Raw genomic sequence first — 20,754 nt, 5'->3', positions numbered from 1 at the left:
GGCGCGCGCCCGGCCGGGCGCGCGGCTCAGAAGTCGCGCTTGTAGAAGATATCCAGCGAGCTGGCCAGGCCGCTGGCGGCTTCCAGGTAGACCTTCTTGCTCAGCAGGTAGCGCAGCGCGACCGTGTTGGCCGGCTCGAACACCCCGACGCCATAGCGCAGGCTCAGGCGATCGGTGAGCTGGCCGCTGGCGACCACGTTGGTGCTGTTGCCGGTGCCTTCGGTGCCGAGCTGGAAGTCCTGGATGCCCAGGTGCTTGGCGACCTCGCCGGTGACCGGCGCGCTGCCGGCCAGGCCCAGGGCCAGGGCCGCTTCGCCGAGCATGTTGCTGTCCTCGCCGCTGTTCAGCGGCCGGCCCATGACCAGGTAGGACAGCGCCTGCTCCTGGCTCATCGCCGGCTCCGAGAAGACTTCGCTGCGCGGCTGCTCGGCATTGCCCGACAGGCGCAGGCCGGCAGTCACGTCATCGACCTTGCGCACCGCCTCGATGTCCAGGTACGGCTGGTCGATGGGCCCGGCGAACAGCAAGCGCGCGCGGCGGATGGTCAGCTTCTGGCCGTAGGCGCTGTAGCGGCCCTTGTTCAGGCTGAGCTCGCCACGGGTGTCGAGGTTGTCGCCGATGTGCACCTGGCCGGCCAGTTCCGCGGTCAGGCCGAAGCCATTGAAGGTCAGCTTCTCCTGGCCGACCCTGACGTCGACATCCATCGCCAGGTTGGTCCCGCCCGCCTGCTTCGGCGGCGCGCCGACGATCACGGTGTCGCCGGAGACCTTCACCGTAGAGGGCGGCAGCTGGCGGATGACGATGGCGCCACGCGGCACCTGCACGTTGCCGGAGACGCTGAGTTTTTCGGCGGCCATGCGGATCGCCAGGTCCGGGCTGACTTCCAGGTTGGCGTAGGGCTCGACCGCCACTGGCAGGCTGTCGCCGGTGATCTTCAAGTCCATGTCCAGGCCCTGGCTCCAGGCCAGGTAGCCGGCCAGCTTGCCGCTGCCCTTGGCACCGCCGCTCCAGTGGCCGTCGAGATCGACCCGCTCGCCGGCGATACGCGCCAGCAGCTGGAGGTTCTCCACGCGCGTCGGCAGGTCGCCGCCGGAAATCTCGCCGTCGCGCAGCTGCAGCTGGCCGTCCAGGTGCGGCGCAAGCAGGCCACCGGAGATGCGACCGCTACCATCCAGGTGCCCTTGCAGACGCTCGACCATGGGCACGAAAGGCCGCGCCACCGAAATGTCGAGCCCGCTGAGCTGGAAGCTGCCGGTGAGCGGCTTGCTCTTCGGACGCGGATCGAGGGTCGCCTGGGCGTCGAGGGTGCCGAGCTTGCCACCGTGGAACTGCAGGCTGCTGTCGATGCGCGTGGGGGTCAGGCGACTCTCCAGGCGCAGGCTCTGGTAGGGGAAGTCGAGCCATTGGTCCTGGTCTTTCAGGCGCAGGGTGCCGCTGCCGGCATCGAGAACGATTTTGCCGTTGGGGCCGCGCGCCGGCAGGTCGAGCTGCACGTCGCCATTGAGCTTGCCTTGCCAGGCGAAGTCTTCCGGCAGCCAGCGCGCCAGGCTGTCCAGCGGGAAGTCGCGCAGCTTCCAGCTCAGTTTCGGCTCGGGCAGCAGGCGCTGCTCACCACCGCACAGGCTCGCCGGACCGGACACCCAGCAATGCGCGCCGAGGTTCAGGCGGCCGTCGGCGAGCCGTTCCAGGCGCGCCGGCTGTTGCAGGCGCCAGTCCTGGCCGCCGCTCTGCAGTTCACCCTTGGCCAGGCGGCCGCGCCAGTCTCGGCCGTTCCAGTTGCCGTCGAACCCCAGCGCCAGCACCAGCGGTTTGCCCTGCAAACTCAAGTCGAGTTGCTGGCGTTGCAGGTTGCCCTGGCCGCTGGCCTTGAGCTGGCCGAATTTCGTGTCGCCGGCGCGCAGACCATCGGCGAGCAGATCCAGGCGACCGCGCTGGGCGGCGTCGAGGTCGGCGCTGAGCGTGAGTTCGCGCACACCGTTGTCCTGGAAGGCGATGCGCTGCCCCTTGAGGTCGAGCTTGCCTTGCGGGGCCTTGAGCGTGCCGGCGAGGTCGAGGCGCCCCGCCATCTGCCCTTGCAGTTGCGGCCACAGCTGGCCAAGGCGTGTCAGGGCGATGTCGAGCCGGCCGGCCAGGCGCTGGTCGAGGCTGGCCTGGCCGCTGATGCGGTTGTCGCCCAGGCGCAGGTCGAGGCCGTCGAGCTTCCAGTTCTGCCCCTGCCCAACGGCAGCGGTCTTGAAAACCGCCGACTGGCCGCGCAGGCGACCCTGCAGGTCGAGGTTGGCCTGCAGCGCGAGCACACCATCCTTGAAGCTGCCTTGGCTGCTCAACGGACCGCCGAGTTTGCCCGGCAACTCGGCGACCCAGTAGGCGGGGTCGAGGTCGCTCAGTTTCAATTGCGCGTCCCAGGCGATGGCATCGGCGAACTTCAGGCCCAGGCTGCCCTCGGCCTTGCCTTGCCCTGCTTTCAACTGCAGCGAAGGCAGGTGTACCTCGGAGAGGTTGCCGGAGATCGGACTGCTCAGCTGGAAAGCGCCGGCCGGGCCGTTGGCTTCGGCGGCGAAGTTGCCCAGGTAGCCGCCGTCACGGTACTGCAGTTCGACCTGTAGACGGTGCAACACCACCGGCGGCGGCTCCATCGGGTAAAGGCGCAGCCAGGGGAAGTCCTGCCAGTCCAGCTTCGCGTCGGCGGCGAAACCATCCTGCCAATCCAGGCGCCCGCTCAGGCCCAGGCGTTGCTCCGGTGCGGCGCTCAGGTCGAGCCCGGCGATATCGGCGCCCTTGGCGTCGACGCGGCCCTTGAGCACCAGGGCAACGTCGCCGCCCTCGCCCGGCAACAGCGCCGAGCCGGCGACCTGGTAGCCGCTGGCAAGGTCGCCCTTGGCATTCAGCAGCACCTTGTTCAGCACCAGGGTGTCAGGCAGCTCGGCAGCGCCTTTGAAGCCATCGGCTGTGATCTGGGCAGTGGCCGGCAGGTTGTCCGCCAGGGGCTGCAGGTCGCCCTTGAGGTGGCCGTTCAGGTAGCCGCTGCTGTCAGCTTCCAGCGCCAGATGGCCGAGCAACTCGCCCTTGGCCTGCAGCTTCAGGTTCCACGGCTGCTTGCCGGGCGCCGGCAGGGTCAGGCTGCCTTCGGCCTGCAGCGGCCAGTTGCCAGTGGGCGTGAGCAGGCCGCGCAGCTCCAGAGCCAGGTCATCACGGGCGGCCTTGAGGCTGTCGATGTGCAGGCCGTCCGCTTCCCAGTGGGCGCTGGCCTGTACCTGTTTGACCTGCTCGTTGCCGTCGAGCAGGAAGCTGCCCAGGCGCACTTCGCCCAGGCGGATGGCCAACGGCAGCTTCAGGGCTGGCAGTTCGATCGGCCCGCTGCTGGGTTCGGATGTGCTGGGTGCGAGGCGCAGTTGCACACGCTCAGCGACCAGGCGGTCGACACACAGGGTCCGTTGCAGCAGGCAGGCCGGTGACCAGGCCAGTTGCGGCTGGTCGATTTCCAATTCGGTAGACGCGTCCTTCCAGGCCAGGTGCTTGGCCTGCCAGGCGCCCCCAAGGCGGCCACTGAAGTCATCGACTTGCAGGCCCGGTATACGCGACAAGGCCCAGCGACTGCCGGATTCGCTGCCGAGCACGGCGAACAGCGCCACACAGACCAGCAATAGCAAGCCCAGCACGCCGGCCAGGAGAATCTTCAGCAGGCGCTTCACAGCTCGGGCCCCATGGAGAAGTGGATGCGCCAGCCACCGCCATCGTCCAGGCCGTCGGCGAGGTCCAGGCGTAGAGGCCCTACAGGAGACACCCAGCGGATGCCGAAACCGACGCCGGTCTTGATCGAGGGGAAGTCCAGCGAGTTGAAGGAGTTGCCCTGGTCGACGAAGGTCGCCAGGCGCCATTTCTCGGCGAGCGGGTATTGGTACTCGACACTGCCGGCGATCATGTAGCGGCCGCCGATGCGGTCGCCGTCGGAGTTCTTCGGCGACAGCGTCTGGTAGTCGTAGCCACGCACGCTCTGGTCGCCGCCGGCGAAGAAGCGCAGCGACGGCGGAATCTTCGAGTAGTCGTTGGTGGCGATGCCGCCCACCTGCACGCGGCCGAGCAGACGGTGACCGCCGGCGAAGGTGGTCAGGCCCCTGGCCACGGCGGCGGCGTAGGCGACGTCGGCATCGGCGAGCGCACCTTCCTTGGCGAACTTGGAGTCCAGCTGCAGGCGATAGCCCTCATGGGGGTCGACCTTGTTGTCGGCGACCAGGATCGAGTAGCCGACGCCGGGCATCAGGAAGCTGCTGTTGCCCGAGTCGTCGCCTAGCAGGTACTCCTCGTGCAGCCAGTTCAGCGAGAAGGAACGCTGCCAGCCGTTGGGCAGCTTGCGCTGCCATTCGCCGCCGATGGTGAACTGCTTGCTCTCGGTGTCCACCAGGTCTTCGTTCTGGTAGCCGGTGGTGAAGCGCAACTTGTCGGTCAGCGGCGGATCGAGCGGCACTTCGTACCAGGCCCCGACGTTCTGCCGCGGCCCCGACAGCTCGGCCTCAGTGCCCAGGCTATGGCCCTGCGGGTTGACCCAATGGCGGGTCCAGCTGAATTTCGCCCGCGGCCCGACGTCGGTGGAGAAGCCCAGGCCGACGCCGAGGGAGCGCGGCTTGCGCGCGGTCAGGTGGACGTCGACCGGGACGGTCTCGCCCTTGGCCTGCAGCGGCGAGGCATCGACCCGAACGCCGTCGAAGTAGCCGCTGGATTGCAGGGCCTGGTTGAGGTCGGCGATCAGCTCCGAGTCGTAGGGCGCGCCCTGCTGGAACGGCACCATGCGCTGCAGCAATTCCTCGTCGAATGGGAAGTCGCCCTGGAAGCTCACCGCGCCGAGGTAGAAGCGCGGCCCGCTGACGTAGTCCAGGTCGATATCGGCGACGCCGGCCTCGGGGTCGACGCGCAGCGACTGCTTGGTGAACTGGCCACGGAAGAAGCCGAAGCGCGAGGCCTGGTTCTGGATCAGCCGCTTGGCATCCTCGTAGGTGCCGTGGTTGAGCTGGGCGCCGGGCTTGAGGCCATCGCCGCCCGGTACACGGAAGCTCTTCAGCTTCGACGCCGGGCCTTCGATGACGATGCTGACATTGCGCAGCCGCACCGGCTCACCAGGTTCCACCTCGATGCGCAGGCGTGGCGCCTTGTCCTCGCCGCGCACCCGCACGCGAATGCGTGCCTGGTAGTACCCCAGCGCCTGCGCAGCCTGCTGCGCCTGCTCCTGGGTGGTGCGCCGCAGGCGCCTCAAGGCGGCCTGGTCGCGGCCCTCGACGGTACCGACGAAGGCTTCGATGTTGGCCTTGAGCGCGGAATTGGAAGGGTTGATGCGTACTTCGAGTTGGCTTTCCGCTGCCGCTACCGTGCCGATCCAGCACAAGAGTCCGATCAGCGCGAGCCGAAGTGATCCATGGACGAATTTCATGGCGCGGATGCTAACACGACAGATATTTCACGCCAGACGCAAGCTCTCAACTCAGGGGCTTTAGGGAAAATTCCTATAACCCCATGCCCTGGCGGGACAGCTGCGCCTCCGTTTGCGGGTTGGCGTGGAAGAGCACGTGCTCGCGGATCGGCCCGAGTGCCACCTCCCCTACTTCCTCGTAGCCGTGGCGACGGTAGAAGTCGAGGTAGCGGGCGTTCCCGGTGTCCAGCACCAGGCCCTGCGAGCCACCGTCCTCGGCGCACCAGGCGTGCAGCGCTTCGAGCAGCTGTTCGCCCAGGTGCTTGCCCTGGAACTCCGGATGCACACCGATCAGCGGCAACACGTGATACGGCCCCGGGGGCAAGCAGCCGAGCACCGCCTCGTGGTACTCCAGGTAGCGCTTCGTGCAGCGGAAGCCGGTGGTCAGCAGCATGCGCATGCGCCAGGCCCAGCTTTCCGTGATGCCCAGGCGGCGCTGCGGCGGCGCGATCAGGGCCACCGCCACCAGGCGTTCGTCGATCACCAGGCCAAGCACCGGCAACTGTTCGAGCATGTGCTGGTGGGTCAGTTCGCGGATGGTGGCGCGCACGCGCTGGTCGAAGCCGGGGCGGTCGCTTTCCAGCAGGTAGGCGAAGGTCGGTTCGTGGCGGTAGGCGTGATACAGCAGCGAGCGCATTTCGCGGGCATAGGAATCGCCCAGCATGCGGACTTCGGCGCGGGTCTCGGGCATCGGCTCACCTCTTGTTGTTCTGCACCCCTGGCGAACCCTAGCAGGGCCCGCCGGGGCTCGCCAGGAAGCTCGTCGGCGACTCCGCGCGGATTTGCCCGCCTTTGGCGCAGCGGCTAGCATCGTCCTTTTTCGAGGACGTCCAGGATGAAAATCGTCTCCTTCAATATCAATGGCTTGCGAGCCCGTCCGGAGCAGCTCCAGGCGATCATCGCGAGCCACCAGCCCGACGTCATCGGCCTTCAGGAAACCAAGGTCGCCGACGACCAGTTCCCCCTCGAAGCGGTGCAAGCGCTGGGTTACCACGTGCACTACCACGGCCAGAAAGGCCACTACGGCGTGGCCCTGCTGTCGCGCGAAGAACCCGTGGAAATCCGCTACGGCTTCCCCGGCGACGGCGAAGACGCCCAGCGCCGGTTCATCTGGGGCACCTTCAAGGACAGCGACGGCCAGCCGATCACCGTCATGAACGGCTACTTCCCGCAGGGCGAGAGCCGCGACCACCCGGTGAAATTCCCGGCCAAGCAGCGCTTCTACGCCGACCTGCAGCAACTGCTGGAAGCGCAGTTCAAGCCCGACCAGCGCCTGGTGGTGATGGGCGACATCAACATCTCGCCGGAGGACTGCGACATCGGCATCGGCGAGGACAACCGCAAGCGCTGGCTGCGCACCGGCAAATGCAGCTTCCTCCCCGAAGAGCGCGAGTGGCTGGACAAGCTCAAGGCCTGGGGCCTGGTGGACAGCTTCCGCCAGTTGCACCCGCAGGTGAACGACCGCTTCAGCTGGTTCGACTACCGCAGCCGCGGTTTCGAGGACGAGCCCAAGCGCGGCCTGCGCATCGACGTCATCCTCGCCTCCGAGGCGCTGCGCCCGCGCCTGGCCGCGGCCGGCATCGACTACGACATCCGCGGCATGGAGAAACCCTCCGACCACGCGCCCATCTGGCTGCAGCTGAGCTGATCAGCCCTGCGCCTGCGCCAGCCACTGGCGCAGGCCGGCCTGCAGCTCGCCGAGGGCCACCTCGACCGCCTCCACTGCCGCGTCGAACGACGCATCCCCTTCCCGCTCTTCGCAAAGCCCCTGCAGCGCCCGGCAACTCGCCTCCGCCCGCTGCGCACAGATGACCGCCGCGACGCCGGCCAGGCGATGGGCCAGCTCGCCCAGTTCGCTCCAACGAGCGCCCCACCACAGCTCGCGCAGCTGAGCGATGTCCTGCTCGTTGGCTTCCAGCAGCGTACGCACGAACTCGCAGGCCGCGTCGCTGTGCAGGGCATCCGCACCGAACAATGCCTCGAGCTCGAAGATCGCTGCTGCCGTTTGCGGCTCGTTCCCGTGGGTGCCCGAGGCTTCTTCGCAACCGGCCTCGACCAACGCCTGGCGCAGCGCCTCCAGGGTCAGCGGCTTGAACAGCACGGTATCCATGCCCGCTTCCAGGCAGCGTTGGGTCTCTTCCTCCCAGGCATTGGCCGTGGCGCCAACGATCAGGCAGCGCGGGCCGCCCGAGCGCTGCTCGTGTTCGCGGATGCGTCGGCTCAGCTCGTAACCGTCGCCCCCGCTCATGCGGCAGTCGGTCAGGACTGCATCGAAATGGCCGGCACACCAGAGTTCCCAGGCCTGCTGGCCGCCGGCGGCAAGCGTCGCCCGATGGCCCAGGTGCTCCAGCTGCTGGCGGAAGACCAGTCGATTGGCTGGATGGTCGTCCACCGCGAGCACCTGCAGCGACCGTCGTGCGGGGGCCAGCCCGGCCTGTTCGGGTAGCTCTTCCGGCGCAGCGCTCAGCGCCAAGGGCAGGCGGATGCTGAAGCGCGAACCCTGTCCGAGTTCGCTGTGCAGTTCGAGGCGGCCGCCCATGAGCTCGACCAGCCGCCGGCTGATGTGCAGGCCCAGACCGGTGCCTTCCTGCTGCGCCGGCCTCTCGACCTGGGCGAAGGGACGGAACAGGCGCGCCTGATCGGCTGTGCTGATACCAATGCCGGTGTCGCTCACCTCGATCAGCAGATCGAGCCGCTCGCCCTCGCGGCGAGCCGACGCGCGCACGGTCACTCCGCCGAATTCGGTGAACTTGATGGCGTTGTTGAGCAGGTTGAACAGCACCTGCTTGAAGCGCAGCGCATCCAGCAGCACCCAATGTTCAAGCCCCGCCTCGGCAACCAGCTCCAGGTGCAGCCCCTTCTGCTGTGCCAGGCCGAGGAACAGCGAGACGCTGCCTTCTATTTGCCGCAACAGTTGCACCGGCGACGGAGTCGAGTCGATGCGACCGGACTCGATCCGCGCCATGTCCAGCACGTTGCCGATCAGCATCAGCAGCGTGCGCGCGGCGTCCTGGGCCACCTCCAGCGAACCGAGGTCGATTTGCCCGTCGCGGGCCTTCTCCAGGGCCAGCTCCTGCAGGCCTATGATGGCGTTCATCGGCGTGCGGATCTCGTGGCTCATGGCCGAGAGGAACTGGCTCTTGGCCGCGCTCGCGGCGTCGGCGCGCTTGCGCTCGGACTCCAGCTCACGCATCAGCCGATGGCGCTCGGTGAGGTCCACCCAACCGCCGATCACCCCCTGGACGCGGCCCCCGGCATCGCGCTGCGCCACTGCCCAGCGATAGGCGAAGAGTTCTCGCCCCGCCAGGCGCAGCGGCCTATCCCCCGCCAACGGCAAACGGCCACTGGCGACCAGCTGTCGATACTCCTGCATCAGGTTCGCCGCCTCGTCTTCGGCGAACCAGCCGAGTTCGTCGATAGCGCGCCCCTGGCAGTCCTCCAGCCGACAGTCGAAGAGTTCCAGCATGGCGCGGTTGCACAGGCTCAGGCGGCCTTCGTGGTCAAGGTGGTAGACCGGGTTCGGAATGGCCTCGATCAGTTCGCTGAGCAGCGTCAGTTGCCCGCTCAGGCGCCGCTCGGCGCGCCGCCGGCGACGCACCTGGCGCAGCAGGTAGAAGCCCCAGACCAGCGACAGGACGATCAGCAGGCCGGCGCCGGCGAGGATGCGCAGCAGCAGCTGACGGTGCATCTGCCAGAAGCTGACCGGCGTGTCCTGGCGCGCGCCCCAGCGCTCGACGATGTCGGACAACTCCTCCGGGTCGACGGTCAGCTGGGCCTTTTCCAGAATCGAATAAAGCTCCGCCTGCCCCTTCAGCACACCGATGCTGAACGGCGTGCTCAGGTCTTCGAGAATGCCCGCCAACCGCAGCTGCCGGTGGAACTCGCCGGCGATCATCGGGCGAATGCTGAAAAGGCTGCCAATGGCGGCATCCGCACGGCCCTCGGCGACGTTGCGCAGCGACTCGTGCTGGTTCGTCGCTTCCACCAGCGGCACCTGCGGATAACGCTCACGCAGCATCTGGTTGAACGCGCTGCCGGCGGCACTGGACAGGCGCCGACCCGGCATGTCGGCGAGGGAATGGATGTCCTGCTCGCCAGTGGCGACGGCCAGCACCACGCTGGCGCGCAGGTAGGGCGGCAGCAGGTCTACCCCGTCGATGCCCGGTGTCACCGCCGGGGTCAGCAGCGCCTGGCCGGTGGCGAACGTCTCCGCCATCTGGTTGTAGTCGTCGACCGCGACATAGTCGAAATGCAGCCCGGAACGCTGCCCCAGCAGGTCCAGGTAGTCGCGCAGGATGCCACCGACATGCCCGTCTGCATCGACCTGGGCCAGCACGCCGGTGAAGCGGTTGACCACCACCGGCACCCGCGGGTGGGCATCCAGCCACTGCCGTTCGCGTGGCGTCAGGCCGACCTGCAGGCCCTCCAGGCGCAGCCGTTCGCCGGCGCTCCAGCGGCGCAGGATTTCCTCGCGGCGCAAGGTGCCGACACGGGACAGGCCGTGATCGAGAAGGTCGCGCAGGCGCTCGTCGCCCTCGCGCACCAGGAAGCCGAAGCCGCTGCTCTCGACGGGGGCGAAGTTGGCGATGCGCAGGTCGAACAGGTAGTTCATGTTGATCAGGTAATGCACCGACAGAGCGTCGTCGAGCACACCGTCGACGCTGCCCAGGCTGAGCGCATCGAGCGCACCCAGGGTGCTGTCGAAAACCTGCACCTGGCTGTCGGGATAGGCCGCGCGCACCTGCGCCGCGCTCAGGTAGCCGGCGACCACCGCCAGCCTGCCGCCTGGTCCTGCGGCCAGCCCTGGGCGCGCCTCGTCGCCCACCAGCACGGGCGGGTCGGTGACATAGCTGCGGCTGCGCAGCAGGCCATTGGCCGTCGCTTCGGCCTGGCTGCCGCCGGCGACCAGGTCTGCCTCGCCGCGGCGCAGGGCGTCCAGCGCGGCCTGGCGGTTCGGATAGCTCCGCACGTGTACGCGCTCGCCCAGCAGCAGCGCCAGGTAGTCGGCGCTGACGCCCTCGAAGCGGTCGCCATTGATCATCTGCAACGGCGCCCGCTCGGCCGGCGCGACCGCCACGTGCAGCGGGCCGCGGCGCTGCAGCCAGTCACGCTCCGACGTGGTCATCCAGCCATCGGCGAGAGGCGGGCTGTACCCGTTCAGGGTCAGTTCCTGGGCCGCGCTCGGTTGCAGCAGCGAGCAGAGCAGCACGGCGGAGAAAAGGCAGAGTCTGCGTATCAAGTCCATGGCGCCTCGATGGGTCGGCGGCCGCCGCACCGCTCTACGACGGCCTTGGCGGTGGGGGCAGGACTCTACCGGGGTTGCCGGCAAACCACTATAGGAAAACCTCTCTTTGACCGGCAAAAGGCCCATTCCAGAGCCATCGTGCGACAAACCGTCACCGTTCTGAAACCTTTTCCACCTAGGCTGCGAGCCTGCCATTCGCCCTTCGGAACGCCCCTCACCATGTCGCCCTCTTCGCCGCGCCGCGATGCCGACGCCTGGCCGATTACCCTCGCCTGGCTGATCATCGCCTTCGTCTGCTATGCCCTGCCCCAGCACGTCCTGGCGGCGCTGCCACCGTCCGCCAACGGCGAGCCGGTGCTGCGCATCCAGGGCTCCAACACCATCGGCGCGCACCTGCTGCCGGAGCTGGTCAAGGGCCTGCTGCTGGACCAGGGCTACAAGGACATCGGCAGCGAAGCGGGCAAGGTCGACAACGAGCAGCGTGTACATGGCCGCGATGCCCAGGGCCGCGAGGTCAGCGTGACAATCGCCGCGCACGGCTCCAGCACTGGCTTCGCCGCGCTGAAGGACGGCACCGCCGACATCGCTGCCGCCTCGCGGCCGATCAAGGACGCCGAGGCCGCCGGCCTCTCCGCCTCCGGCAATCTGCGCAGCGCCAAGGCCGAGCAGGTGATCGGCATCGACGGCCTGGCGATCATCGTCAACCGCGACAACCCACTGGGCGAGTTGTCCACCGACCAGCTCGCCCGCGTGTTTGCCGGCGAAGTGACCACCTGGGAAGCCCTGGGCGGCCGCGGCGGCGCCATCCACCTGTACGCTCGCGACGACAACTCCGGCACCTTCGACACCTTCAAGGAGCTGGTGCTGGCCAGCCACGGCAAGCCCCTGGCGGCAAGCGCGCAGCGCTTCGAATCCAGCGACAAGCTGTCTGCCCAGGTAACCGCCGACCCGCAGGCCATCGGCTTCGTCGGCCTGTCTTCGGTGCTCAAGGCCAAGCCGCTGGCGATCGCCGACGGCGAGTCGCTGGCCATGCTGCCCGCCGCCACCAGCATCGCCACCGAGGACTACCCGCTGTCGCGCCGGCTGTTCCTGTACGTCAAACCCACCCAGCACAACGCCTGGGTCGATGCCCTGGTGCAGTTCGTGCAAAGCGATCGCGGCCAGACGCTGGTCAGCACCAACGGTTTCGTCGGTCAACGCGTGCAGGCCGTGCGCCTGCAGCCCAAGACCAGCATGCCCACGGACTACCAGGCCCTGGCACGCGACGCCCAGCGGCTGTCGGTGAACTTCCGCTTCCACGAAGGCAGCGCGACCCTGGACAACAAGGCGCAACGCGACGTCGAACGCCTGGTCGGCTACCTCCAGCAGCACGGCAAGATGAACGGCCAGGCAGTACTGGTCGGCTTCGGCGACGCCAAGCAGGACCCGCAGCGCGCGGTGCTGCTCTCCAAGCTGCGCGCCATGGCTGTGCGCCGTGAGCTGGCCAAGGAAGGCGTGATGTTCCGCTCCATCGAAGGCATGGGCGCGGCGCTGCCGGTGGCGGCCAACGACGATGACGACGGGCGGACCAAGAACCGCCGCGTCGAAGTCTGGGTGTATTGAGCCGCGCTTGACCCGCAACAATCCCGGCGCGGCGCAGCTTGCCTAGACTCAAGGCTGGAGCACCACCTAAGCGGTAGGAACTTGTTACCTTCTGCCGCTTGCCGCGCGACCGCGCTCTGGTATTTTTCCCGCCGTGACGCCGGGCCCCTCTGACGGTCAGCTAGACCGCCATGTCGGAGTCACTTTCGACAACGACATCAGAGAGGGCCCCCACATGGCACCCCTATTGGATTTCCTCAACGCTCCCTTCCTCGGCACCGCCACCTGGTTCTGGCTGGTCTTCCTGGCCATCGTCCTCGTCCTGCTGGTCCTCGACCTCGGCGTGCTGCAACGCGATCACCATGAAATCGGCGTGCGCGAGAGCCTGCTGCTCTCCGCCGGCTACTTCGCCTGCGGCCTGGCCTTCGGCGGCTGGGTCTGGTACGCGTTCGGCGCCACCCATGCCATGGAGTACTACACCGGCTTCCTGGTCGAGCAATCGCTGTCGATGGACAACGTGTTCGTCATGGCGATGATCTTCGGCTTCTTCGGCATCCCCCGCCGCTACCAGCACCAGGTGCTGTTCTGGGGCATCCTCGGCGCCATCGTCATGCGCGCGGTGATGATCGGCCTGGGCGCCGCGCTGGTGCGCGAGTTCGAGTGGGTGATGTACATCTTCGGCGCCTTCCTGCTGTTCAGCGGCGTGAAGATGCTCTTCGCCAAGCACGAGGACGAGCCGGACCTGGCCAACAACCCGGTGCTGCGCTTCCTGCGCAAGCACATCCGGGTCACGCCGCATCTGCATGAACACCACTTCTTCGTTCACCTGCCCGATGCCAACGGCAAGGTGGTTCGCTTCGCCACCCCGCTGTTCCTGGCGCTGATCCTGATCGAGCTGGCCGACGTGGTGTTCGCCGTGGACAGCGTGCCGGCGATCTTCGCCATCACCCAGGACCCGTTCATCGTCTACACCTCGAACATCTTCGCCATCCTCGGCCTGCGCGCCCTGTACTTCTCGCTGGCGGCGATGATCCACCGCTTCGTCTACCTGAAGTACGCCCTGGCCCTGGTGCTGGTGTTCATCGGCATGAAGATTTTTGCGCACGGTCTCATCGGCAAGGTTCCCGCCGCGCTATCGCTTGGGGTAACCTTCGGCCTCCTCGCTGGTGGCATACTGCTTTCACTGCTGAAGACCCGCAAGGAAGGCGAGGAGCCGCTGGAAATCGTCAGCCAGGAGACGCTGCATGCCCAACGAAGTGAGGATCGAAGCCATTGAGCACAAGGGCCGCGCCTGCTGGCAGGTGCGCCTGGGGCATCGTGGCCTGCGCTTCGCCCAGGAGGACCTGGCCCGCGCCTTTGCCGCGCAGCTCTTCGCTCGCCGCCAGTGGCTGAAGGAGCAGGGCGGTCCGTCCGCCGAGTGTCCCTGAACGTCCCCCTTGAATGAAGAAGGCCCGCTGTGATGCGGGCCTTCTTCATTTCTGCCAGGGATCAGCGACCGCTGCGCAGCATTTCCTTGGGCACGTACTTGCCGATCTCGAACTTGCCGATGGCCGCGCGGTGCACTTCGTCCGGGCCGTCGGCCAGGCGCAGGGTGCGCTGCATGGCGTACCAGTAGGCCAGCGGGAAATCGTTGGAGACCCCGGCGCCGCCGTGCATCTGGATGGCGCGGTCGATCACCTGCAGGGCGACGTTGGGCGCCACCACCTTGATCTGCGCGATTTCGCTCTGGGCGATCTTGTTGCCCACGGTGTCCATCATGTACGCGGCATTGAGGGTCAGCAGGCGGGCCTGGTTGATCTCGATGCGCGAGTTGGCGATGTGGTCGATGTTGCCGCCCAGGCGCGCCAGCGGCTTGCCGAAGGCGGTGCGGCTGACGGCGCGCTTGCACATCAGTTCCAGCGCGCGCTCGGCCATGCCGATGGAACGCATGCAGTGGTGGATACGGCCTGGGCCGAGGCGGCCCTGTGCGATCTCGAAGCCGCGGCCTTCGCCGAGCAGAACGTTCTCATAGGGTACGCGCACGTTCTCGAAGAGCACTTCGGCGTGGCCGTGCGGGGCGTCGTCGTAGCCGAACACCGGCAGCGGGCGAAGGATCTTCACGCCGGGGGTGTCGGTGGGCACCAGGATCATCGAGTGCTGCTGGTGGCGCGGCGCGTCCGGGTTGGTCAGGCCCATGAAGATCATGATCTTGCAGCGCGGATCGCAAGCACCGGAGGTCCACCACTTGCGACCGTTGATGACCCACTCGTCACCGTCGCGCACGGCGTTGGCCTGCATGTTGGTGGCGTCGGACGAAGCCACGCCCGGCTCGGTCATGGCGAAGGCCGAGCGGATCTCGCCGGCCAGCAGCGGTTCCAGCCAGGTGCGCTTCTGCTCTTCGCTGCCGTAGCGGACGATGGTTTCCATGTTGCCGGTGTCCGGCGCCGAGCAGTTGAACGGCTCCGCGCCGATCAGCGAGCGGCCCATGATCTCCGCCAGCGGGGCGTATTCCATGTTGGTCAGGCCGGCGCCGTACTCGGATTCGGGCAGGAACAGGTTCCACAGGCCCTCGGCCTTGGCGCGGGCCTTGAGGTCTTCCATCACCTGGGTCGGCTGCCAGCGATCGCCTTCGGCCACCTGCTGCTCGAAGACGCTCTCGGCGGGATACACGTAGGCTTCCATGAACGCGGTGACGCGTTCACGCAGGTCCTGGACCTTGGCGGAATAGGCGAAATCCATGGGGGCTACCTTCTGGCAGGGGTTTGTCTTGTGTGTAGGAAGATGCTAGAACAGGCAACACGATTTACCTAGCCTATTATCCGAATCAATGAACATTCATAACCCGCATGATGGTCCGCCATCTCCGGCGCTATGAGCGGCCACAACAATGACAAGCGGAGCCCCGGGATGAACCTCAGCAAGGTCGACCTGAACCTGTTCATCGTCTTCGATGCCATCTACACCGAAGCCAACCTCACCCGAGCCGGACAGATCGTCGGCATCACCCAGCCTGCGGTGTCCAATGCCCTCGCCCGCCTGCGCGAGACCTTCAACGATCCGCTGTTCGTGCGCACCGCGCAGGGCATGGTGCCCACGCCCATGGCGCAGAACATCATCGGCCCGGTGCGCAATGCCCTGCAGCTGCTGCGCGTCTCGGTGCAGGAAAGCCGCACCTTCACGCCCAACCAGGCAAACAAGACCTACCGCATCAGCATGACCGACCTCATCGAGGCGGTAATCCTGCCTCCCCTGTTCCAGCGCCTGCGTCGCCAGGCCCCGAACGTGCATATCGAGAGCTTCCTCGCCAAGCGCCGCGAAACCACCAAGGAACTGGCAGCCGGGCGCCTGGACTTCGCCGTCGACGCGCCGCTGAACACCGATACCCAGGTGCGCCACGTCAAGCTGATGGAAGACCGCTATGTCTGCGCCATGCGCCACGGCCATCCGCTGGCCAAGGCGAAGTTGAGCGTTGACGAATACCTGTCGCTGACCCACATCCAGATTTCCACCCGCCGCAGCGGCCTCGGCTACATCGACCTGTCGCTGGGCAAGATGGGCCTGCAGCGCAAGATCGCCTTGCGCTCGCAGCACTACCTGATGGCCTCCAACGTGGTGCAACAGACCGACATGGTCGTGACCGTGCCGGAGCGCTTCGCCCGCCACCACAACCTGCATTTCGTGGAGCTGCCGGTCAGCGACGTGCCCAAGCTGGAAACCCACCTCTACTGGCATGAAAGCACCGACCAGGACCCGGCCAACCGCTGGATGCGCGAGCAACTGATCGAGCTGTGCCAGCAGGTCGCCGCGCGCGAGGCGCGGGAGGCGCAGCAGCAACAGCAGGCCTGAGATTCAGGCTCGCAGATGACTCAAGGCCCGCAGATGCGGGCCTTGTTCTTTATGGTCACTGTGAAGCCCGGATCCATGTAGATACCGTGTCATCTACCCCCGAGCAAGGGCCAGTTCCGGATTGAAGGGCTGGCCCGACTTGAGGACGCCGTAGGCGATCTGCAGCAGCTTGCGCATCGCCGCGCAGATGATTTGCTTACCGACTTTGCCGTTCTTTTTCAGCCGTATCCGCAGTGCTCGAATCGGCGCGTTGTGGCGCATGGCGCTGATGGCGGGCATGAACAGGCCGGCTCGCAGGAGCCGTGAACCCATCTTGGAAATGCTCGTCTGGCCCTTGTGCTGGCCGGACTCGCGCAACCTTGGATTGAGCCCGGCAAAGGCCACGACGGCACGAGCACTGTCGAAGCGGCTGATCGTGCCGAGCTCGGCCAACAGTAGCGCGGCAGTCTGGTCACTGATGCCGTCGATGCTTTTGAGCAGATCACGCTTGCCGCGCAAATCCGGGTCATCGTCGATGTGATCTCGGATGGCCTTCGCAGTCTGTTCGATCTGCCGTTCCAGATGTGCCGCTACCGACAGGATCGATTCCTTGACCGGGTCGGCCTTCGCCGTTTCCAGCCGATTAATCTCCATCTGGAACAGCTCTTTGAGCTCCTCGTAGCGGCGTACCAGGGCTTGCAGCTGGCGCACACTCAGCGGCTCCGGCTGCCAGGGCTGGAGGTCGCCGACATGCCGGTCGCCGTACAGTGCAATTAGCTTGGCGTCGACCTTGTCGGTCTTCACGCGCTGCATCTGGCTCTGCGCGTAGCTGGCAATGCGCGCCGGGTTCATCACGCAAACCCGGTACCCCCTGGCCAGCAGGAAGTCGCCCAACGCTTCGTGGTAGATGTTGGTCGCCTCCACCACGATCCAGGCCCCTGGCTCGGCATACTGCTGCAACCATTGCTCAAAGGCCCTAAAGCCCGAGGAGTCGTTGCTCAGATTCCCTTTGGTGCGGTACTTGCCATTGCCTTGCAGTACCGCGATGTCGAACGTTTTCTTGGCGATATCCACGCCAACGACGATGGTCATATTCGATTACCCCCGATGTAGCCGCTGTCCCAGAACACCACTCCATCCAACCTTGCTTATGCGAGCTCTCACCTGCGGTGGGCTCTAGATACCGTTCGGATTCGTGAGTGGGGTGGGAAGGCAGGAGACCATCTACATTGCAAGCTCGAGGCTTAAGGGCGAATTCGTCTTCCTGGCCTTCCTTCCGGGGATCAGCCGGAGACTACCCACCAATCTGGCGGGGCGTCGACATACAAGGGCGAATAACCCCGGAGGGGTTATCCGCCGTTTTCGTGCTGGGCGGCGGCGCATAACCGCGAACGCGGTTATGCGCCCTACGAGGGGGCTTCGAGGATGAATCCGCTCCTACAAGCGGCCTCATCTCCGCGCATTCCGCCGGCACGGCCCGCCCCGCGAAGTGCCTGTCCAACACGGGGAACGGGCCTTGCCCGCGAACGCTTGGCCCGCTCAGAGGCTGCGGGCGATGACCAGGCGCTGCACGTCGCTGGTGCCTTCGTAGATCTGGCACACGCGCACGTCGCGGTAGATGCGCTCCACCGGGTAGTCCTGCAGGTAGCCGTAGCCGCCCAGGGTCTGGATCGCCGCCGAGCACACCCTTTCCGCCATTTCCGAGGCGAACAGCTTGGCCATCGAGGCTTCGGTCAGGCATGGCAGGCCGGCTTCGCGCAGGCTCGCGGCGTGGTGGACCATCTGCCGCGCCACGGCGATCTCGGTGGCCATGTCGCTGAGGCGGAAGGCCACCGCCTGGTGCTCGATGATCGGCTTGCCGAAGGTCTCGCGCTCGTGGGCGTAGTCGCGGGCGTACTCGAAAGCGGCGCGCGCCATGCCCACTGCCTGCGAGGCGATGCCGATGCGGCCGCCCTCCAGGTTGGCCAGGGCGATGCTGTAGCCCTGCCCCTCCTCGCCCAGGCGGTAGCTGGCGGGAATGCGTACATCGTCGAAGGCGATCTGGCAGGTGTCCGAGGCGTGCTGGCCGAGCTTGTCCTCGACGCGGACCACGCGGTAACCGGGCGTGTCGGTCGGCACGATGAAGGCGCTGATGCCCTTCTTGCCGGCCGCCGGATCGGTCACCGCAAAGACGATCACCAACCCCGCGTGCTTGCCGGAGGTGATGAACTGCTTGCTGCCGTTCAGCACGTAGTGATCACCGTCGCGGCGTGCGCGAGTCTTCAGGAAGCTGGCATCGGAGCCGGCCTGCGGTTCGGTGAGGGCGAAGGCGCCGATCATCTCGCCGCGCGCCAGGGGCACCAGGAACTGGCGCTTCTGCTCGTCGCTGCCGAACTTGGCGATGGGCATGCAGCCCACTGAGTTGTGCACGCTCATGATGGTCGAGCAGGCGCCGTCGCCGGCGGCGATCTCTTCCAGGGCCATGGCGTAGGCCAGGTGGCCGGTCTGCGCGCCGCCCCACTCCTCCGCCACCAGCATGCCGAGGAAGCCGAGGTCGGCCATTTCCTTCAGCGCCTCGGCCGGGAAGCGGTGTTCGCGGTCCCAGTCGGCGGCGAAGGGTCTCAGGCGTTCCTGGGCGAATTGGCGAGCAACGTCGCGGATCTGCAGTTCTTCTTCGCTGGGAATCATGCTGCGCTCCTTAGCTCAGGCGCTGGACGGCGATGGCGGTGGCTTCGCCGCCGCCGATGCACACCGAGGCGATGCCGCGATCGAGGTCGTACTGCTGCAGCGCCGACAGCAGGGTCACCAGGATGCGCGCGCCGGAAGCGCCGATCGGGTGGCCCAGGGCGCAGGCGCCGCCGTGGACGTTGAGCTTTGCGTGGGGAATGTCCAGCTCGCGCATCGCCGCCATGGCGACCACGGCGAAGGCCTCGTTGATCTCGAACAGGTCCACGTCGCCCAAGGCCCAGCCCGTACGTTGCAGCAGGCGGCGCATGGCGCCGACCGGTGCGGTCGGGAACAGGTTCGGCGCTGCGGCGTAGGACGAATGTCCACGAATTGCCGCCAGCGGCTTCAGGCCATGCTTCTCGGCTTTGGACAGGCGCATCAGCACCAGCGCGGCGGCGCCGTCGGAGATCGAACTGGAGTTCGCTGCGGTGACGGTGCCGCCTTCACGGAACGCCGGTTTCAGCGTCGGAATCTTGTCCAGCCTCGCCTTCGGCGGCTGTTCGTCCTGGCTCACCTCACGGGTTTCCTTGCCGGCCTTGACTGTCACCGGGGTGATCTCGGCGGCGAAGCGCCCTGCACTCATGGCCTGCTGCGCGCGGGTCAGCGAGGCGATGGCGTAGTCATCTTGTTGCTGGCGGGTGAAGCCATAGGCCTCGGCGCAATCCTCGGCAAAGGTGCCCATCAGGCGCCCCCTGTCGTAGGCGTCTTCGAGGCCGTCGAGGAACATGTGGTCGAGCACCTTGCCGTGGCCCATGCGGTAGCCGCTGCGCGCGCGCTCCAGCAGATAGGGGGCGTTGGACATGCTCTCCATGCCGCCCGCCAGCACCACGCTGGCACTGCCGGCGAGCAGCGCGTCATGGCCCTGCATCACGGCCTTCATGCCCGAGCCGCACATCTTGTTGATCGTCGTGCAGGGCGTGCCGCGGTCGAGGCCGGCGCCGAGCACCGCCTGGCGCGCAGGGGCCTGGCCCTGGCCGGCGGAGAGCACGCAGCCGAGGATGGCGTCGTCGATTTCGTTGGCCCCAAGGTGCGCGCGCTCCACAGCGGCGCGAACCGCGGCAGCGCCGAGAGTGGCGGCGCTGGCGTCCTTGAAGTCGCCGAGGAAGCCGCCCATGGGGGTGCGGGCGATGCTGACGATGACTACGGGATCGTTCATGTCTGTACTCCTGTTACTTCGCGGCCATGCGAATGGCGCCGTCGAGGCGGATCACCTCGCCGTTGAGCATGCTGTTCTCGACGATGTGCCGCACCAGCGCGGCGAATTCGTCCGGACGGCCCAGGCGCGGCGGGAACGGCACGCTGGCGCCCAGCGAGTCGCGTACCTCCTGCGGCATGCCGGCCATCATCGGCGTCTCGAAGATGCCGGGGGCGATGGTCATGACGCGGATGCCGTGGCGCGCCAGTTCGCGGGCGATCGGCAGGGTCATGCCGACCACGCCGGCCTTGGAGGCGGCATAGGCGGCCTGGCCGATCTGCCCGTCGAAAGCCGCCACCGAGGCGGTGTTGACGATGACGCCGCGCTCGCCGCCGGCGTCCGGCTCGTTGCGCGCCATGGCCTCGGCGGCCAGGCGCAGCATGTTGAAGCTGCCGATCAGGTTGATGTTGATGGCCCGGGAGAAGCTCTCCAGAGCGTGCGGACCATTACGCCCGAGGACCTTGTCGGCCGGCGCGATGCCGGCGCAGTTGGCCAGCCCGTGCAGCGCGCCGAAGCGCTCCAACGCGGCTTCGACAGCGGCGCGACCATCGACCTCGCTGGTCACGTCGGTGCGCACGAAGCGCGCGCGCTCCTCGCCCAGCTCGGCGACGCGGGCGGCGCCGGCTTCGACGTTCACGTCGGCCAGCAGCACGCGGGCGCCGGCTTCCACCAGGGCCTTCGCGGTCGCCGCGCCAAGCCCGGAACCACCACCGGTGATGAGGAAAACCTTGTCCTGGATGTGCATCGTCTTGTCTCCGTCGA

At 67.1% G+C, this 20,754-nt stretch carries 14 protein-coding genes; 5 read left to right on the top strand and 9 right to left on the bottom strand.

Annotation, left to right across the window (positions count from 1 at the left end; genetic code table 11):
- Positions 1 to 26: 26 nt before the first annotated feature.
- The 3 genes from ACA097_RS25080 to ACA097_RS25070 form a co-directional block, all read right to left on the bottom strand.
- Complete coding sequence (locus ACA097_RS25080; protein ID WP_371366698.1) at positions 27 to 3,692, bottom strand: translocation/assembly module TamB domain-containing protein; 3,666 nt, start codon at positions 3,690 to 3,692, stop codon at positions 27 to 29.
- Positions 3,689 to 5,422, bottom strand: a complete 1,734-nt coding sequence (locus ACA097_RS25075; protein ID WP_371366696.1) for an autotransporter assembly complex family protein — start codon at positions 5,420 to 5,422, stop codon at positions 3,689 to 3,691. Before ACA097_RS25075 ends, ACA097_RS25080 begins: the two co-directional genes overlap by 4 nt.
- A gap of 73 nt (positions 5,423 to 5,495) precedes the next feature.
- Positions 5,496 to 6,152, bottom strand: coding sequence for an N-acetyltransferase (locus ACA097_RS25070; protein WP_043253051.1), 657 nt, complete (start codon positions 6,150 to 6,152; stop codon positions 5,496 to 5,498).
- A 144-nt stretch (positions 6,153 to 6,296) separates the two neighbouring features.
- Between ACA097_RS25070 and xthA the strand changes: the two genes are divergently transcribed.
- Positions 6,297 to 7,109, top strand: a complete 813-nt coding sequence (xthA, locus tag ACA097_RS25065; protein WP_160287450.1) for an exodeoxyribonuclease III — start codon at positions 6,297 to 6,299, stop codon at positions 7,107 to 7,109.
- On the opposite strand, the gene ACA097_RS25060 is transcribed toward xthA, so the two are convergent.
- Entirely contained in the window at positions 7,110 to 10,706 is a 3,597-nt protein-coding gene (locus ACA097_RS25060; protein ID WP_371366693.1) for an ATP-binding protein, read from the bottom strand. It lies immediately after the preceding gene.
- A 219-nt stretch (positions 10,707 to 10,925) separates the two neighbouring features.
- Here ACA097_RS25060 and ACA097_RS25055 point away from each other — a divergent pair, with 219 nt between their 5' ends.
- The 3 genes from ACA097_RS25055 to ACA097_RS25045 all read left to right on the top strand — a co-directional run bounded on the left by ACA097_RS25055 (position 10,926) and on the right by ACA097_RS25045 (position 13,714).
- Positions 10,926 to 12,308 (top strand): phosphate ABC transporter substrate-binding/OmpA family protein, encoded by a 1,383-nt coding sequence (locus tag ACA097_RS25055; RefSeq protein WP_371366691.1) that lies wholly within the window; start codon positions 10,926 to 10,928, stop codon positions 12,306 to 12,308.
- Between the two features lie 214 nt (positions 12,309 to 12,522).
- Positions 12,523 to 13,563 carry a TerC family protein gene (locus tag ACA097_RS25050; RefSeq protein ID WP_043253055.1) on the top strand — a complete coding sequence of 347 codons (1,041 nt, stop codon included), beginning with the start codon at positions 12,523 to 12,525 and terminating at the stop codon, positions 13,561 to 13,563.
- Positions 13,532 to 13,714, top strand: a complete 183-nt coding sequence (locus ACA097_RS25045; RefSeq protein WP_160287453.1) for a hypothetical protein — start codon at positions 13,532 to 13,534, stop codon at positions 13,712 to 13,714. The genes ACA097_RS25050 and ACA097_RS25045 overlap by 32 nt, the downstream gene beginning before the upstream one ends.
- Before the next feature lie 61 nt (positions 13,715 to 13,775).
- Here the strand turns inward: ACA097_RS25045 and ACA097_RS25040 are convergent, their stop codons facing one another.
- Positions 13,776 to 15,005: an acyl-CoA dehydrogenase gene (locus ACA097_RS25040; protein ID WP_160287454.1), complete on the bottom strand. Its 1,230-nt coding sequence runs from the start codon at positions 15,003 to 15,005 to the stop codon at positions 13,776 to 13,778.
- 168 nt (positions 15,006 to 15,173) lie between these two features.
- Between ACA097_RS25040 and ACA097_RS25035 the strand changes: the two genes are divergently transcribed.
- Entirely contained in the window at positions 15,174 to 16,112 is a 939-nt protein-coding gene (locus tag ACA097_RS25035) for a LysR family transcriptional regulator (RefSeq protein WP_160287455.1), read from the top strand.
- Positions 16,113 to 16,205: 93 nt separating this feature from the next.
- Here the strand turns inward: ACA097_RS25035 and ACA097_RS25030 are convergent, their stop codons facing one another.
- The 4 genes from ACA097_RS25030 to ACA097_RS25015 form a co-directional block, all read right to left on the bottom strand.
- A complete protein-coding gene (locus ACA097_RS25030) occupies positions 16,206 to 17,183 on the bottom strand; it encodes an IS110 family transposase (RefSeq protein WP_371366687.1) in 978 nt (325 codons plus the stop codon).
- Between the two features lie 447 nt (positions 17,184 to 17,630).
- On the bottom strand, positions 17,631 to 18,758 hold the full coding sequence (locus ACA097_RS25025) for an acyl-CoA dehydrogenase family protein (RefSeq protein WP_371366685.1): 1,128 nt from the start codon (positions 18,756 to 18,758) through the stop codon (positions 17,631 to 17,633).
- A 10-nt stretch (positions 18,759 to 18,768) separates the two neighbouring features.
- Entirely contained in the window at positions 18,769 to 19,953 is a 1,185-nt protein-coding gene (locus tag ACA097_RS25020) for an acetyl-CoA C-acyltransferase (RefSeq protein WP_371366683.1), read from the bottom strand.
- Between the two features lie 13 nt (positions 19,954 to 19,966).
- Positions 19,967 to 20,737 (bottom strand): 3-hydroxyacyl-CoA dehydrogenase, encoded by a 771-nt coding sequence (locus ACA097_RS25015; protein ID WP_371366681.1) that lies wholly within the window; start codon positions 20,735 to 20,737, stop codon positions 19,967 to 19,969.
- Positions 20,738 to 20,754 lie beyond the last annotated feature (17 nt).

The sequence above is a fragment of the Pseudomonas sp. QL9 genome, from assembly GCF_041409665.1.
In the GTDB taxonomy this organism is placed as follows: domain Bacteria; phylum Pseudomonadota; class Gammaproteobacteria; order Pseudomonadales; family Pseudomonadaceae; genus Pseudomonas; species Pseudomonas knackmussii.
Note: the sequence above shows the minus strand (reverse complement) of the source record. Positions and strands in the feature narration are given on the sequence as shown.

Excerpts from the sequence above, each read along its gene's own strand:
- ACA097_RS25050 (WP_043253055.1), top strand. The coding sequence starts at position 12,523 with ATGGCACCCCTATTGGATTTCCTCAACGCTCCCTTCCTCGGCACCGCC.
- ACA097_RS25070 (WP_043253051.1), bottom strand. The coding sequence starts at position 6,152 with ATGCCCGAGACCCGCGCCGAAGTCCGCATGCTGGGCGATTCCTATGCC.
- ACA097_RS25060 (WP_371366693.1), bottom strand. The coding sequence starts at position 10,706 with ATGGACTTGATACGCAGACTCTGCCTTTTCTCCGCCGTGCTGCTCTGC.
- ACA097_RS25020 (WP_371366683.1), bottom strand. The coding sequence starts at position 19,953 with ATGAACGATCCCGTAGTCATCGTCAGCATCGCCCGCACCCCCATGGGC.
- ACA097_RS25045 (WP_160287453.1), top strand. The coding sequence starts at position 13,532 with ATGCCCAACGAAGTGAGGATCGAAGCCATTGAGCACAAGGGCCGCGCC.
- xthA (WP_160287450.1), top strand. The coding sequence starts at position 6,297 with ATGAAAATCGTCTCCTTCAATATCAATGGCTTGCGAGCCCGTCCGGAG.
- ACA097_RS25075 (WP_371366696.1), bottom strand. The coding sequence starts at position 5,422 with ATGAAATTCGTCCATGGATCACTTCGGCTCGCGCTGATCGGACTCTTG.
- ACA097_RS25040 (WP_160287454.1), bottom strand. The coding sequence starts at position 15,005 with ATGGATTTCGCCTATTCCGCCAAGGTCCAGGACCTGCGTGAACGCGTC.
- ACA097_RS25055 (WP_371366691.1), top strand. The coding sequence starts at position 10,926 with ATGTCGCCCTCTTCGCCGCGCCGCGATGCCGACGCCTGGCCGATTACC.
- ACA097_RS25030 (WP_371366687.1), bottom strand. The coding sequence starts at position 17,183 with ATGACCATCGTCGTTGGCGTGGATATCGCCAAGAAAACGTTCGACATC.
- ACA097_RS25025 (WP_371366685.1), bottom strand. The coding sequence starts at position 18,758 with ATGATTCCCAGCGAAGAAGAACTGCAGATCCGCGACGTTGCTCGCCAA.
- ACA097_RS25015 (WP_371366681.1), bottom strand. The coding sequence starts at position 20,737 with ATGCACATCCAGGACAAGGTTTTCCTCATCACCGGTGGTGGTTCCGGG.
- ACA097_RS25035 (WP_160287455.1), top strand. The coding sequence starts at position 15,174 with ATGAACCTCAGCAAGGTCGACCTGAACCTGTTCATCGTCTTCGATGCC.